The sequence below is a fragment of the Pseudomonas saliphila genome (genome assembly GCF_008638345.1).
Classification (GTDB): domain Bacteria; phylum Pseudomonadota; class Gammaproteobacteria; order Pseudomonadales; family Pseudomonadaceae; genus Halopseudomonas; species Halopseudomonas saliphila.
The window spans coordinates 83,984-98,635 of the sequence record NZ_VTVA01000017.1 but is presented as its reverse complement, the minus strand read 5'-3'; the positions used below and the strand labels follow the sequence as shown (position 1 = coordinate 98,635).

13 protein-coding genes and 1 pseudogene are annotated in these 14,652 nt (G+C 60.9%); 6 read left to right on the top strand and 8 right to left on the bottom strand.

Annotated features, from left to right (window positions below; translation table 11 throughout):
* Nucleotides 1–40: 40 nt before the first annotated feature.
* The 6 genes and pseudogenes from FHK95_RS16530 to FHK95_RS16505 all read right to left on the bottom strand — a co-directional run bounded on the left by FHK95_RS16530 (nucleotide 41) and on the right by FHK95_RS16505 (nucleotide 6,188).
* Nucleotides 41–1,378 (bottom strand): ribonuclease J, encoded by a 1,338-nt coding sequence (locus FHK95_RS16530; protein ID WP_150305734.1) that lies wholly within the window; start codon nucleotides 1,376–1,378, stop codon nucleotides 41–43.
* Between the two features lie 59 nt (nucleotides 1,379–1,437).
* Nucleotides 1,438–2,667 (bottom strand): nucleoside recognition domain-containing protein, encoded by a 1,230-nt coding sequence (locus FHK95_RS16525; protein WP_150305733.1) that lies wholly within the window; start codon nucleotides 2,665–2,667, stop codon nucleotides 1,438–1,440.
* 131 nt (nucleotides 2,668–2,798) lie between these two features.
* Nucleotides 2,799–3,572, bottom strand: a pseudogene (locus FHK95_RS16520) (N-acetylmuramoyl-L-alanine amidase); the annotation flags it as partial.
* Nucleotides 3,573–3,676: 104 nt separating this feature from the next.
* Nucleotides 3,677–4,516: an endonuclease/exonuclease/phosphatase family protein gene (locus FHK95_RS16515; RefSeq protein WP_150305743.1), complete on the bottom strand. Its 840-nt coding sequence runs from the start codon at nucleotides 4,514–4,516 to the stop codon at nucleotides 3,677–3,679.
* Between the two features lie 218 nt (nucleotides 4,517–4,734).
* Nucleotides 4,735–5,430, bottom strand: a complete 696-nt coding sequence (locus tag FHK95_RS16510; RefSeq protein WP_235906814.1) for a thiol:disulfide interchange protein DsbA/DsbL — start codon at nucleotides 5,428–5,430, stop codon at nucleotides 4,735–4,737.
* Between the two features lie 149 nt (nucleotides 5,431–5,579).
* A complete protein-coding gene (locus FHK95_RS16505) occupies nucleotides 5,580–6,188 on the bottom strand; it encodes a c-type cytochrome (RefSeq protein WP_150305731.1) in 609 nt (202 codons plus the stop codon).
* 268 nt (nucleotides 6,189–6,456) lie between these two features.
* On the opposite strand from FHK95_RS16505, the gene yihA reads away from it, so the two are divergent.
* Nucleotides 6,457–7,107, top strand: a complete 651-nt coding sequence (gene yihA / locus FHK95_RS16500) for a ribosome biogenesis GTP-binding protein YihA/YsxC (RefSeq protein ID WP_150305730.1) — start codon at nucleotides 6,457–6,459, stop codon at nucleotides 7,105–7,107.
* 262 nt (nucleotides 7,108–7,369) lie between these two features.
* Here the strand turns inward: yihA and polA are convergent, their stop codons facing one another.
* Nucleotides 7,370–10,111: a DNA polymerase I gene (polA, locus tag FHK95_RS16495; protein WP_150305729.1), complete on the bottom strand. Its 2,742-nt coding sequence runs from the start codon at nucleotides 10,109–10,111 to the stop codon at nucleotides 7,370–7,372.
* 93 nt (nucleotides 10,112–10,204) lie between these two features.
* Here polA and FHK95_RS16490 point away from each other — a divergent pair, with 93 nt between their 5' ends.
* Together FHK95_RS16490 and FHK95_RS16485 are read left to right on the top strand one after the other, a co-directional pair.
* Nucleotides 10,205–10,489: a DUF2782 domain-containing protein gene (locus tag FHK95_RS16490; RefSeq protein WP_150305728.1), complete on the top strand. Its 285-nt coding sequence runs from the start codon at nucleotides 10,205–10,207 to the stop codon at nucleotides 10,487–10,489.
* 7 nt (nucleotides 10,490–10,496) lie between these two features.
* Complete coding sequence (locus FHK95_RS16485) at nucleotides 10,497–11,453, top strand: homoserine kinase (RefSeq protein ID WP_150305727.1); 957 nt, start codon at nucleotides 10,497–10,499, stop codon at nucleotides 11,451–11,453.
* Between the two features lie 58 nt (nucleotides 11,454–11,511).
* On the opposite strand, the gene znuA is transcribed toward FHK95_RS16485, so the two are convergent.
* Nucleotides 11,512–12,447 carry a zinc ABC transporter substrate-binding protein ZnuA gene (znuA, locus tag FHK95_RS16480; protein ID WP_150305726.1) on the bottom strand — a complete coding sequence of 312 codons (936 nt, stop codon included), beginning with the start codon at nucleotides 12,445–12,447 and terminating at the stop codon, nucleotides 11,512–11,514.
* A 118-nt stretch (nucleotides 12,448–12,565) separates the two neighbouring features.
* Between znuA and FHK95_RS16475 the strand changes: the two genes are divergently transcribed.
* The 3 genes from FHK95_RS16475 to znuB are packed head-to-tail and all read left to right on the top strand — an operon-like array spanning nucleotide 12,566 to nucleotide 14,611.
* Nucleotides 12,566–13,060, top strand: a complete 495-nt coding sequence (locus FHK95_RS16475) for a Fur family transcriptional regulator (RefSeq protein WP_150305725.1) — start codon at nucleotides 12,566–12,568, stop codon at nucleotides 13,058–13,060.
* Nucleotides 13,057–13,833 (top strand): zinc ABC transporter ATP-binding protein ZnuC, encoded by a 777-nt coding sequence (gene znuC, locus FHK95_RS16470; protein ID WP_150305724.1) that lies wholly within the window; start codon nucleotides 13,057–13,059, stop codon nucleotides 13,831–13,833. Before FHK95_RS16475 ends, znuC begins: the two co-directional genes overlap by 4 nt.
* Nucleotides 13,826–14,611, top strand: coding sequence for a zinc ABC transporter permease subunit ZnuB (znuB, locus tag FHK95_RS16465; protein ID WP_150305723.1), 786 nt, complete (start codon nucleotides 13,826–13,828; stop codon nucleotides 14,609–14,611). Before znuC ends, znuB begins: the two co-directional genes overlap by 8 nt.
* Nucleotides 14,612–14,652 lie beyond the last annotated feature (41 nt).

Below are 14,652 nucleotides of genomic sequence, written 5' to 3'. Positions count from 1 at the left end.
CGGGCTAGGGGGGATTCGGGGTTAACGGCCCATAACTAACTCAATCGCGCTGAATCTCAACCAAGCCCGCAGGCATCTGCGCCACCTTGCAGGGCCGGCCGTGCAGGTCTATCAGATCGCCATTGGCCGGCACCAGGCCACTCAGGCCCAGGCTGCGGCTGAATTTGAGGTGGGCCTGCTGGTGGTAGGGCTCACCGTGTACGGGCAACAGGTAGCGGGCATTCAACCAGCTGTAGAGTTGGCGCAGGTCTTCCTGGGGCGGGTGGCCTGAGGCGTGGATCGGCGCCATGTCATCATCGATGACTGCCACGCCCTGGTGTTTCAATCCGGATTTGATTGCCGCCAGCGATTCCTCGTTGCCCGGAATCAATCGTGAGGAAAACACCACGGTGTCGCCCTGTTCGAGCGATAGGTGCGGATGGCTTCCGCTGGCTAGTCTGCCCAGTGCCGCGGCCGGCTCGCCCTGACTACCGGTGCAGATCCACAATTGTTGTTCGCGAGGGAGATAACCAAGCTCCCACGGATCGATAAAGCCGGGCCGGGCAGTGAGATAGTCGTGCGCGCGTCCGGCGCGATGCATGGTCAGCAGGCTGCGGCCGAGCAAGCCGGCATAGCGTGCGGTGTCGAAGGCGATTTCCGTGAGGCTGTGCAGGCGCGCCAGATTGCTGGCGAAACAGGTAACGATGACCCGTTTGCGGCAGGCGCGGATGGTGTCGAGCAGCCCGTTCTGCACGCTGGCCTCGGAATGGCTGGCACCCGGCGTCGGCGCATTGGTGGAATCGCCAATGATCACATCCACGCCACTGCGGCCGATCGCCTGCAGGCGACCTTGTGCGGTCAGGCCACCCACCACCGGTTGCGGATCCAGCTTCCAGTCACCGCTGTGGTAGAGCCGTTTGCCCGCGACCTCGAGCACAATGGCGTTGGATTCGGGGATCGAATGGGTGACCGGGATCCATTCAGCCTGAAAGGCGCCGATGCCCACTGGCTGCAGCGGCTTGATCTCACGCAGGGTTGGCCAACTGAGGGCTGGATCCAGTTTATTGCGGATCAGCCGCGCGGTGAACGGGGTGGCGTACAGGGGACAACCCAGCTGTCTCCACAGGTAGGGAATGGCGCCGATATGGTCCTCATGACCGTGGGTGATCAGAATCGCCGATAGCTTGATGTCATAGCGCGCCAGCGCCGACATGTCAGGGATGGAGACCTGCGTAGCGCCACCGGGTGTGGATTGCAGAGCGAAGCCGCAATCCACGGCGATCCACTGACCGCCGGAGCCATACAAATAGAAATTAGCGCCGAACATCCCGGCACCACCGAGGGCAACGAAGAAAGGGCCTGGCTCGCGGTGCAGTTGATCAAATCGGGGTGCAGACATCGGCGCGGTCCTGTGTTGGGCTGTGGCTCCAGCTTAACAGATGAATCCGACCTCGCAGGCTAACCAAAAAACCAGTAGCAGACAGCGATAGCCGTCAGCATCCCCGCCAGGTCGGCCAGCAGCGCGCAGCCCAGCCCGTGACGCACGCGGCGGATACCGACCGCGCCGAAATACACGGCGATAACGTAAAAGGTGGTTTCGGTGCTGCCCTGGAATGTCGCCGCCATCAACGCCGGGAAGCTGTCGACCCCGAAGGTGTCCATGGTCTCGATCATCATCGCCCGGGCGCCGCTGCCCGAGAGCGGTTTGATGAACGCGGTCGGCAGCGCGTCAATGAATCGCGTGTCCCAGCCAAACAGATCGGCCATCCAGCGAATGCCGTCCAGGCCGGCGTCAAGTACGCCGCTGGCGCGCAGCACCCCGACCGCCACCAGCATGGCGACCAGAAACGGCAGCAGCGAAACGGTGAAACTGAAGCCTTCCTTCGCGCCCTCGATAAAGGTGTCGTACACATTCACCTTGCGCAGCGCACCTACCAGTAAAAACACCATGATGATGCCGAATAGCGTCAGGTTACCCACCAACGTCGAAGTTGCGCTCAAGGCCTGCGCTGACATGCCAGCGAGGGTTGCCAGCAGCGCGCCGAGGGCGAGTGCGCCGCCTACCAGATAGGCCAGCACAACAGGGTCCCAAAGCCGAAGACGTTGCATCACCGCCACGGACAACAGCCCCACCAGGCTGGATGCAGTAGTCGCCAGCAGAATGGGCAGGAAAACCGCAGTCGGATCCGCCGCGCCCTGCTGGGCCCGGTACATGAAGATGGTGACCGGCAGCAGGGTCAGCGACGAAGTATTCAGTACCAGGAACAGGATCTGCGCGTTGGTTGCGGTTTCCTTGCTTGGGTTCAGGCTCTGCAGCGCGTGCATGGCCTTGAGGCCGATGGGCGTCGCCGCGTTATCCAGTCCCAGCACGTTGGCGGCGAAATTCATGGTGATATGCCCCAGCGCCGGGTGACCGCTGGGTACGTCCGGCATCAGGCGGCGGAACAAGGGATCCAGCACACGCGCCAGTACTCTGATCAGTCCGGCCTTTTCGGCAATCGCCAGAAAGCCCAGCCACAGGGTCATGGTGCCGACCAGCACCAGTACTATCTCGACGCTCAGCCGCGCCATATCAAACAAGGATGCCACCAGCCGGCTGAAGACTTCGCTATCCCCGACGCCGAGCCATTGCCAAAGCGCGGCGCTGAAGGCCGCGATAAAAAAGCCGAGCCAGATTCCGTTCAGCATCAGTCGAGCACATCCTGCGTATGGCTTGCATCCGGATCGCTATGCAGCGCTTCGGGCAGCGGCAGTAAACAGGGCGGAGTAAGAGCATCCGGAGTGTCAGCATTGCGGCCACACCAGAGCGGCGAGCTTGCCGCCGTCGGTACCAGCGCCGCGAGAATAGCCGCCGTCTGGGTATCCGGCTGCCCGTCATGGCGGGCTGGTCGGAAGCGCATCTGGAAGGCGGCAATGACGTTGCGCGTAGGTCTGTCCAGCAGCCCTGTCTGAGGTACCTCGTAGCCGAAGCTGGCCAGCGACTGCTGGAACCAGCTGACGGTGGGAGTGAGCCCGACAAGCTGCGCCTGGTACATCGCCAGTGACTCGGCTCCCGGCCAGATCGCCACCCCTGCCTCGGCCAGCTGTAACCATGGGAAAAGCGGACCTGGATCGACCTTGCGCTGCGGTGCTACATCGCTGTGACCGAGCACCTGTTCCGGAGTCAGGTCGTGCCTGCTGAGGATGTCCTCCAGCAACAGGATCAGGTTGTCGATTTGTTCTGGTTCCCATGGATACCAACGCCTGCCCTCGGGCGTATCCAGAAAGCCACGGTGCACCAGCTCAATGCCAAGGGTAATGCCGTTGACGTAGGTGCGGCCCTGCCAGCTGCTTTCACCGGCGTGCCAGGCGCGACGTTCTTCGTCGACCAGCCGGTAGACGGTCGCAGGTTTTTCATCGATCAGGTAATGACTGCTGACAGGGCCCAGGGTCAGGGCGTTCAGGGATCTGTCGAAGCCGGACGAGGTGTAATGCAGCACGACATAACGCACACGGCTGTCATGGCTCAGAGATTGGTGGCGTGTATCGATGTGCAGGCCGCCGGCGCAACCCGCCAGGAGCGTGATAAGCAAAAGCAGTACCGGAATTCTCACCAAGGCCCCTAATGACTAGCTGAAATGTTACTGGCTGAAATCGAAGGCTAGCCTAGCATGTCCGTTGCGTATTGGAGAGGTGCCACGCGGAGAAGAGCGAGCCGTCAGGCGGGCTCTGCGGGCTTCGCGGCATGGGCGGGCACGCACAGGCCTGACGGCAGACGAATATGCATCGACACCGGCAGATGATCGGAGATCGGATGGGGCAGCACATCGACCTGTTCGATCGTCAGGCTGGGGCTGAGCAGAATATGGTCCAGCACCCGTGCCGGTTTCCAGCTCGGATAGGTGCCTGGCAGCGTAGCGGTGTGCAGCTTCGAACCGCGCAGCGGCGAGTTTTCCAGCAGATCCTCGGCGTGGGTATTCATATCGCCCATCAGTACCACGTGTTTGTGATCGGCTATGCGTTCGCGCACATAGGCCAGCTGGTTGGCACGGGTGCGGGGGCTGAGCGCCAGATGCATCATCACCACCAGCAGTGAATCCGGCCCATCACCGAAGCTGGTGAGGATAGCGCCACGCCCGGGTAACACACCCGGCAGCTTATGGTCCTCCAGAAATTGCGGGGCATAGCGACTGAGCAAGCCGTTGGAATGCTGGGCGAAGCGGCCAAGATTACGATTGAGCTGCTGATACCAGTAGGGGAACTGACCTTCCCGGGCGAGATGCTCGACCTGGTTGATATAGCCCGAACGCATGCTTCCGCCATCGACCTCCTGCAGAGCAACCAGGTCGAAATCGTTGAGGATGCGGCTGATCAGATCAAGGGTGTTGCTGCGCCCGGCGTGTGGCAACAGGTGCTGCCAGCTGCGGGTGACGTAGTGTCGATAACGCTGAGTATTGATGCCAACCTGAATATTGAAACTCAGCAGGCGTAACACTTCAGGCAGTGCCTGCTCGCCAATTCCGCAGTGTGGGTTGGTTTGCAGACTGGCGGGTGCCATCGTGCCGTGGGTGGAGCGTTTCGTCGGTATATTTCCCGCTGCAATCATTCAACCCCCTGGTAGCCATCGTGGAAATACTGCGTGGCCAGTCCCTGGTCGGAAAGCAACTGAAGTGACAGCCCGGGACGAGCGGGGCTAATGGGATCCCCTAGTGCCGCCGGTTCGCTGACCGGCGATCGTGCTCGTGCCCGGGCTTCTCGCCGGCTTTGCATTACCTGTCAGAGTGCCTTGCGTTCCTGCTCGACGAGGTAGTCCGCTACCTTCAGCATATCTTCGAAACTGCCGGCCATGCCGCCTTCAATCCGGTATTTACCGTTGACGATCAGCGTCGGCACGCCGCTGGCGCGGTAGGCCTTGGCCAGCGCCTTGGCTTGCTCCATCTTGGCGCGGACGCCGAAGGAAGACCACGCCTTGGTGAACTCTTCTTCGGTGATGCCATAGGGCTCCAGCAGCTTGATCATGGCCTTCTGGTCAGCGAGGCGGTTTTTCTGGTTATGCATGGCCTGGAAGACAGCGGCGTGGGTTTCGTCGAGCTTGTCCAGGCTGTCCAGGGTGTAATACAGCTGGCCGTGGGTATCCCAGGCACCACCGAAGAACGCGGGAACGGGGCGGAAGTGCACGTCGTCCGGCAGGTCCTTCTTCCATTCGCCAATGATCGGCTCGAAGGTGAAGCAATGACCGCAGCCATACCAGAACAGTTCGGCGACTTCGATCTTCTCGGGCTCTTCGACGGGCGCCGGGCTCGGCAGCTTCACGTAATGTTTGCCTTCCTGATAGCTGATGGCTTCCTGTGCGCTCGCCATGGCGAAACTACCCAAGAGCCAAACCAGACCAATCGTTAACATCGTGCGCATGTCGTTCTCCTGTACAAAACGCGGGTGACCAATGACTTCCAATGTGTTCGGAGCTTCCACGATATCTCCCGGCAGCGCAACACGGCCGGGGATTATTTATGGAGCTGCCTGCGGAGTGGTTTTACTGTAATACCCGCAGAAGCGAAAAAGGGTGACCGAAGCCACCCTTTTTTTAAAGCCTGCCGTTACAGTCGGCAATACATCAAGGCTTAACGCAGACCCTGAATGTAATCCGAGACAGCTTCGATATCACGATTGCTCAGACGGCTGGCGATAGTCTGCATGATGCGTGCATCGCCGTCATTGGTGCGGTTGTTCTCGCGGAAATCCGTCAGCTGCTTGGCCGTGTACTGGGCGTGTTGGCCAGCCAGATGTGGATAGCCAGCAGTATCGATGCCCTGGCCGGTCGGCGAATGGCAGCCGGTACAGGCTGGCAGTCCGAGTTCCAGATTGCCACCGCGATACAGCGCTTCGCCACGCTCAACCAGAGCGGGATCAGCAACGCCCACGCTCGCGTCATTACCGGAATAATAGGCTGCGATGTCGGCCAGGTCCTGCTCGCTGAGCGGATCAAGCATGCCAGTCATCTCTGGAACGACCCGGGCACCTTCCTTGATGTCCACCAACTGCTTGAAGAGATACCGTTCGCCCTGACCGGCGAGCTTCGGGAAATTCGGAACAAGGCTGTTTCCATCGGGGCCGTGACAAGCGCCACAAACAGCGACCTTGCCCTGTCCTGCTTCGGCGTCCCCTTCCAGTGCATGGGCCGAACCGGCCACACCGAGAGATAACACCAGGCTCACGAGTAATTTATTCATCGGCTAATCCAATTACGGCTAAAAGAAATTGTGGGCTGTACCCGTCGCTGCGGTCTGCAACGCGCATTAGGACAGACCGCCTCGGTTGTTATTGCTCAACGATCAAGCAGAGGTCAGTTTGTCAACGCCATGCTATCGGTCGTTCGTAAGCGAAGCAATGTCCATACTGTCGCAGTTACGCTTTCAGGATATAAAACCGCAGCAGTATATACTAAGCTACCGGCTCAGGTGAATGTCATCAGCCCTCGTCAGCCCCAACGGATCGTCAATGTCCTCAGTTAAACCTCTCGTTTCCCTTTGCCAGCAAGCTACCTTCATCAAAAGTGCCAGTGAGGCTGATCAATGCCCCCTGGACGTCGGCTATGAAGTCGCCTTTGCCGGGCGCTCCAACGCGGGCAAGTCGAGTGCGCTGAATACACTCACCCATGCTCGCCTGGCCAGGACGTCGAAGACGCCGGGTCGGACCCAGCTGATCAATTTCTTTGCCCTGGATGAACAGCGCCGGCTGGTCGATCTGCCAGGCTACGGTTATGCCAAGGTTCCTTTGGCCCTGAAGGAACACTGGAAGCTGCACCTTGATGCGTACCTGACGCAGCGCGATTCGCTGGTGGGTCTGGTACTGGTAATGGATATCCGGCATCCGTTGTCCGATTTTGATCGGATGATGCTCGAATGGGCGGACGTCAGCGGCTTGCCCGCACACATTCTGCTGAGCAAGGCGGACAAGCTGGCCTATGGCGCAGCGAAGAACGTGCTGCTCAAGGTGCAGTCCACGGTCCGTAAGGAATACGGCAACCGGGCGACCGTCCAGCTGTTCTCCGCGCCCAAGCGTCAGGGCCTGGAAGAGGCCTACGAGGTGCTCGATGTGTGGTTCTTCAGCGAAGAGGAAGACGACAGCGAAGACGTACCGGCTGAATAAATCGCGGGCAAAAAAAACCCCGAGCTTCTATGGGGAGGGAAGGATCGGGGTTTAACAACCGGGCTGTGCTAGGAAAGGGTGCCCGGGTTTTTCTGCCAACACTAAAATCACATCAAAATCACATCTAAGGAGCAAGAAAGGCTTGACTGGCCATTCATAAGCTCTGACCGGAAGGGTTCCGGAAAAGTTCAATCACAACGCAAATAAATTCAAACTTTTTTGCAGGCCACGGCTGGCACGGCCTGCAAGCGAGTTGCAAGGCTCAGTGCGCCTCGTCCCAGTTGTTACCCACGCCTACTTCGACCGCCAGCGGAACATCCAGCGCAGCCGCGGCGCTCATGCGTTCGCAGAGGCCGGCACGGATGTCATCGACCAGATCCTCACGTACTTCCAGGACCAGTTCGTCATGCACCTGCATGATGACCCTGGCATCCAGCCCGGTGTCGGCAAGCCAGTTATCCACTGTGATCATCGCGCGTTTGATGATGTCCGCAGCGGTGCCCTGCATCGGTGCGTTGATCGCGGTCCGTTCGGCGCCCTTGCGCAGTGCCTGATTGCGCGAATGAATCTCCGGCAGATACAACCGACGGCCGAACAGCGTCTCGACATAGCCCTGGTCGCCGGCCTGCTGGCGGGTGCGTTCCATATAGGCGAGCACGCCGGGATAGCGTGCGAAATAGCGGTCGATATATTCCTGAGCTTCCTTGCGGCCGACACCTAGTTGCTTGGCCAGGCCAAAGGCGCTCATGCCGTAGATCAGGCCGAAGTTGATGGCCTTGGCGCTGCGCCGCTGGTCATTACTGACCTCCTCCGGCGTGACCCCGAATACTTCCGCGGCAGTGGCCCGGTGCACGTCCTGGTCATGGCGGAAGGCATCCAGCAGCCCGACGTCCTGTGCCAGATGCGCCATGATCCGCAGCTCGATCTGCGAATAGTCGGCAGCCAGTACCTTGTAGCCCTTCGGCGCGATGAACGCCTGGCGGATACGCCGGCCTTCAGCGGTACGAATCGGAATGTTCTGCAGGTTCGGATCGGATGATGACAGCCGCCCGGTAGCCGTTACTGCCTGGTGATAGGAGGTGTGGATGCGGCCGGTGCGCGGATTGATCTGCTCGGGAAGCCGATCGGTATAGGTGGATTTGAGCTTGCTCACCGTGCGGTATTGCATGATCACCTGCGGCAGCTCGTAACCTTGTTCCGCCAGTTCGGCGAGTACCGATTCGGCGGTGCTGGGCTGACCCTTGGCGGTCTTGGAGATGACCGGCAATCCCTGCTTTTCGTACAGCACCACGCCCAGCTGTTTGGGCGAACCCAGGTTGAATTGCTGTTCGGCGAGCTCATAGGCGCGCTGTTCCAGGTTGAGCATTTTCTCGCCCAGTTCACGGCTCTGAATGCCGAGCAGCTGGGCATCCACCAGCGCACCGTAGCGCTCGATGCGCGCCAGCACCGGCACCAGCGGCATCTCGATATTCTTCAGCACGCTGACCAGCGACGGCGTGGCGGAGAGCTTTGTCAGCAGCGTCTGGTGCAGACGCAGCGTGATGTCGGCATCTTCGCAGGCGTAAGGCCCGGCCTGCTCCAGCGATACCTGATCGAAGGTCAGCTGCTTGGCGCCTTTTCCGGCGACATCCTCGAAGCGGATGGTGCCGTGGCCAAGATACTTGAGCGCCAGACTGTCCATGTCGTGGCGGCTGGCGGTCGAATTCAGCACGTAGGACTCGAGCATGGTGTCATAGGCCACACCGCTGATATCGATGCCGTAGTGCGCCAGAATATTCATGTCGTATTTGAAATGCTGGCCGACCTTGGCCCGCGACGCATCCTCCAGCAGGGGTTTCAGCGTTGCCAGTACATAGTCGCGATCGAGTTGGTCCGGCACGCCCATATAGGTATGGCCCAGCGGGATATAGGCCGCCTCGTGCGGGTTGACCGCCAGGGAGATGCCCACCAGTTCGGCCAGCTGTGCATTGATGTTTGTCGTCTCGGTATCGAAGGCAAACAGCTTGGCGGCCTTGAGCTTGTCGACCCAGCGCTCGAAGTCGGCTTGCTCCAGGATGGTTTCGTAACGAGGCTCGACGGTTTCCGCCTTGGCGGGGCCGGGGATGGCCGCATCGGCGGCCTTGGCTTCGCGCTGCAGGTCATCCAGCCAGTTGCGAAATTCCAGTTGCTGGTACAGCTCGATTAGCGCCTCGCGGTTCGGTTCGCCGGGCATCAGCGCATCGGCGCGCAGTTCCAGCTCGACGTCGATCTTGATGGTTGCTAACTGATAGGAGAGGTAGGCCATCTCGCGGTTTTCGACCAGCTTGTCGGCGAGCTTCTTGGCGCCGCGGATCGGCAGTTCCGGAATCTTGTCCAGGTTGGCATAAATGACATCGAGCCCGCCGCCGAGTCCCGTAACCAGGCCCTGGGCGGTCTTCTCACCGATACCGGGCACGCCGGGAATGTTGTCGGATTTATCGCCCATCAGCGCCAGATAATCGATGATGCAATCCGGGCCGACGCCGAATTTCTCGTGCACGCCGGCGATGTCGAGCACCGTACCGCTCATGGTGTTGACCAGGGTGATGTGCTCATCGACCAGCTGCGCCATGTCCTTGTCGCCGGTGGAAATGATGACCGGTCGGCCGGCTGTCGCGCTCTGCCGCGCCAGCGTACCGATCACGTCATCCGCCTCGACGCCATCTACACACAGCAGTGGCAGGCCCAGCGCACGCACGCTGGCGTGCAGAGGCTCGATCTGCACGCGCAGATCGTCGGGCATGGGCGGGCGGTGTGACTTGTAGCTTTCGAACAGCGCGTCGCGAAAGGTCGGTCCCTTGGCATCGAACACCACGGCAAACGGGCTGTGGGGATATTGCCTGCGCAGGCTGTTGAGCATGTTCAGCACGCCTTTCACCGCGCCGGTCGGATTGCCGGTGGAGGTCATCAGCGGCGGGAGAGCGTGGAAGGCTCGATACAGATAGGACGAGCCATCCACCAGAATCAGAGGGGCATTATCAGTCATGCGTCAGGTCAACGTATCCAAAGGTAAAAAGGGCTAGAATGGTCAGCAGTAAAAGGGACATTCCGATCATTCCGGGCAAGGGGCAAGAGTAACATGTCACGCATATTAAACCGTTGGTTGGGCGCAGCAGTGTTGGCAGTGAGTTTGCCGCTTGCGGCCCAGGATCAGATCACTGCAGAGCCTGACGTCACCATCCGTCAGGAAGGCGACCGCACCATTGAGGAGTACCGGGTCAATGGCTTTCTGTATGCCATCAAGATAACCCCCAAGGTGGGCGCGCCCTATTTTCTGGTAGCCGTGGATGACGAAGGCAACTTCACCCGGGGCGATCAGCCTGAAGGCATGCGCATTCCGTCCTGGAAAATCTTCGAGTGGTGAGGCGCTGATGTCGGTTTTCACGCCGGTTGAGCGGACCCAGCTCGACAAATTCATCTCGGGCTTCGATCTCGGCCGGCTGATCGACTACAGCGGCATTGTCGGCGGCACGGAGAACAGCAATTTCTTTGTCGCGACCGAGCGGGGCGAGTATGTACTGACGCTGGTCGAGCGTGGCCCGATCAAGGATCTGCCGTTTTTCATCGAATTGCTTGATTGTTTGCGGCAGGCCGATCTGCCAGTGCCTTACGCCATTCGTGACCGCAACGGCGAGGCCCTGCATCAGCTCTGCGGCCGGCCGGCCCTGTTGCAGCCGCGCCTGCCGGGAGCGCATGTCGAACACCCTGATGCCAGTCATTGCCACGCGGTCGGCCAGGCACTGGCAAGGCTGCACGAAGCGTCAGCGGGCAGCGGTTTGCAGCGCCGCAGTGACCGGGGCCTGGACTGGATGCTTACGCATGGCCAACGACTGCGAAGTCGCATCAGTGACCCTGTCGCTCTGACCCTGGTCGACCAGCTTCAGGCCCGCATACAGCGTTGGCAAACCCAGCCCCCAGAGCTGCCGGCCGCCATCCTGCATGCCGATCTGTTTCGCGACAATATACTGTTCGACGGACACCACCTCAGCGGCCTCATCGACTTTTACAATGCCGCGAGCGGCTGGGCGCTGTATGACGTTGCTATCTGCGTCAACGACTGGTGTCTGGATCAGCAGGAGCAGTTGCATCCCGCCCGTACCCAGGCCCTGCTCGCCGGCTACGCCAGTATCCGTCGCTTCAATCCCGCTGAAGCCGAAGCCTGGCCTGACACCTTACGTCTGGCCGCTCTGCGCTTCTGGCTGTCCCGTCAGCTGGCGGCGGACCAGCACGAGGGGCAGGAGGGTGTGCTGGTGAAGGATACCGAGCACTTTTTGCGCGTGCTGCGTAATCATCAGACCGTAAGCATCGGCCTGCCGCTGGCGTTGTGAGTCAGAAGCAGAATTTGCCAGCCGGGATATCGATGGACTGATTCCCGGCAAGGCCGTATCACAGCTGTTCCAGACACCCTGCCAGCTCGTCAGCCAGCCCTTCCAATAGCGTTTCGTAGCCGCGTGCCGACACTTCTACTTCACTGCCTAGCGGGTCCAGCTCGGCCTTGCGCACCGGCAGGTCACGGGTCAGGGAGTTAACCAGTCGCGGCGTGAACTGGGGTTCGCTGAACACACAAGAGGGGCCGGCCTGTTGCAGCTGTTCACGTAACTGATTGATATGTTTGGCGCCGGGCTGAACCTCATGGGACAGGCTGAATATGCCGCGTGGCGCCAGATTATAGTGATCCTCGAAGTAGCCGTAGCCGTCGTGGAACACGAAGTAGGGCTTGTCCTTCAGGGGTGCGAACCGGGCAGCAAGCCGGGCATCGAGTTGCGTCAAACGCCTTTCGAAGGCAGCGAGGTTGTCATTCAACACACTCGCCTGATCAGGATAGAGAGCCTCCAGGTCCTGAGCCATATAGCGCGCCATGGTCAGAGCGTTATGTGGGTCCAGCCAGATATGTGCGTCCAGACTGCCGGGCGCATGGTCGTGTCCGTGAGCATGCCCATGACTGTGTTCGTCGGCATGGTCATCGCCGTCGGGCGGTGATTGCTGCATGTCGCGGAGTGCCATGTCCGGAATGCCCATCAGTGCGACCGCCGTCTGGCTGTCGTTCAGCAGCCGTTCGACAAACATCTCCAGATCCGGGCCTACCCAGTAGATGCGCTCGGCCTGCAGCACAGCGCGGCGGTCCGACGGGCGCAGCGCGTAACTGTGCGGGGACGCCCCAGGTGGCAGTAACGCACCAGGCGAATCCACGCCGTCGAGCACCGCTGCAGCGATCAGCTGCAACGGCTTGATAGTGGTCAGTACGGTTGGGGTGGTGGCTGAGGCGGCGGACAAGCTCACACCTAGCCCGGCAAGCAATAGCACCAGACGACGGAACAACATGGGAATACCTCGGGGGCGGTCAAGTGTTATATGATAACAGGTCATGAGGGTCTGTCGACGTTTCGGCGCGCGAGGGAACGTCAGTACACCCTAATTCCTGGACATACGGGTCGGACCAATGACTGAAGCATTCAAGCAGAGCGATCCCCATCATCCGCATGACCACAGCCAGTGCGTCAGTGAGGCGCTGGCAGCTGCCGAGCAGTTGTGCGCCCAGTCCGGCGTGCGCTTTACCGTCCTGCGCAAGCGGGTGCTGGAGCTGGTCTGGCAGAGCCACAAGCCGCTCGGTGCCTACGACATTCTCGAGACGCTGACACTCGAGGATGGACGCCGCGCCGCGCCGCCGACGGTATACCGGGCGCTGGATTTCCTGCTCGAACAGGGACTGGTTCATCGTATTGCGTCGCTGAATGCCTTCATCGGCTGCGCGAGTCCCGAGCATCGCCATGAAGGGCAGTTTCTGATCTGCCGGGAATGCCGGATTGCGATCGAGCTGGATCAGCCAGCGATCCGCGACGCTATCGCTGCCAGCGCGGAAAACCTCGGCTTTGCGGTGGAAGGTGAAACGGTGGAAATCACCGGACTCTGCGCCCAGTGCCAGGCGGCCGCATGAGCAAGGCCCTGCTCGCCCTGGAGTCGGTCAGCCTGCGGCTGCACGGCAACGCCATTCTCGACAAGGTAGACCTCAGCGTTCAGCCAGGTGAGATCGTCACCCTGATCGGCCCCAACGGCGCCGGCAAGACCAGTCTGGTACGCATCGTGCTCGGCCTGCTCAAGGCCGACTCGGGCAGTGTCAAACGCAAGTCGCGACTGCGTATCGGCTATATGCCGCAGAAACTGCAGGTGGACGCGACGCTGCCGCTGACCGTGCTGCGCTTTCTCATGCTCGCGCCCCGCGTCAAGCGCCCGGCGGCACTGGAAGCGCTCGAGGAAGTGGGGGCAGGGCACCTGGCACTGCGCCCCCTGCAGCAGGTTTCTGGTGGCGAACTGCAGCGCATCCTGCTGGCGCGCGCGTTGCTGCGCAAACCGCATCTGCTGGTGCTCGACGAGCCCGTGCAGGGCGTCGATGTCAACGGCCAGATCGAGCTGTACGAGCTTATCACCCGGCTGCGCGACCGTTACGGTTGCGGCGTACTGATGGTGTCCCATGATCTGCACCTGGTGATGTCCACCACTAATACCGTGGTGTGTCTCAACCGCCACGTGTGCTGTTCCGGCCGTCCGGAACAGGTCAGCCTGGACCCGGCCTTCGTCGCGCTGTTCGGCGAACAGGCCAGCGCGCTGGCGATATATAACCATCATCACGATCATGACCATGATCTGCACGGCGAAGTCGTCGAAACGCCCGCCGGGCACCAACACGGACCGAATTGCAAGCATGCCTGAATTCCTGATTTACGCGCTGGTCGCCGGCCTGGGGCTGGCGCTAGTGGCCGGCCCGTTGGGCTCCTTTGTGGTCTGGCGGCGCATGGCCTATTTCGGCGATACCCTGTCGCACTCTGCGCTGCTCGGCATCGCCATGGGCATCCTGCTGGACATCAATCTGACGGTAGCGGTGACCGCCGGCTGCGTGCTGTTGGCGGTGCTGCTGGTCGTCATGCAGAACCGTCAGTGGCTGGCCAGCGATACGCTGCTGGGCATTCTGGCGCACAGCACGCTGTCCCTCGGCCTGGTGGTGCTGGCGCTGACCGATAACGTGCGGATCGATCTGATGGCCTATCTGTTTGGCGATCTGCTGGCGATCAGCACCGGGGATCTCGGCTGGATGCTCGGCGGCGTCGCAGTGGTCTCGGTATTGTTGGCGCTGCTCTGGCGCCGCCTGCTGGCCGTCACCGTGCATGAGGAGCTGGCGCGCGTGGAAGGCCAGCCGGTCACCGCGATCCACATGGCGCTGATGCTGCTGATCGCCATCGTCATAGCGGTAGCCATGAAGATAGTCGGTGTGTTGCTGATCACCTCGCTGCTGATCATTCCGCCCGCCGCTGCCCAGCGTCATGCGCGTACCCCGGAACAGATGGCGATCGGTGCCAGCGTGCTGGGTTGTCTAGCGGTGCTGGGCGGGCTGGGCATGTCGTGGAATCTGGATACACCCGCCGGTCCCTCGATCGTGGTCTGTGCGGCCGCCTTGTTCATGCTGGTGCTGACGGTGCCCAGGCGCGCCTGATATCGGGCGCGCTGGATTTCGATTCCCCGTGTAACACCGTC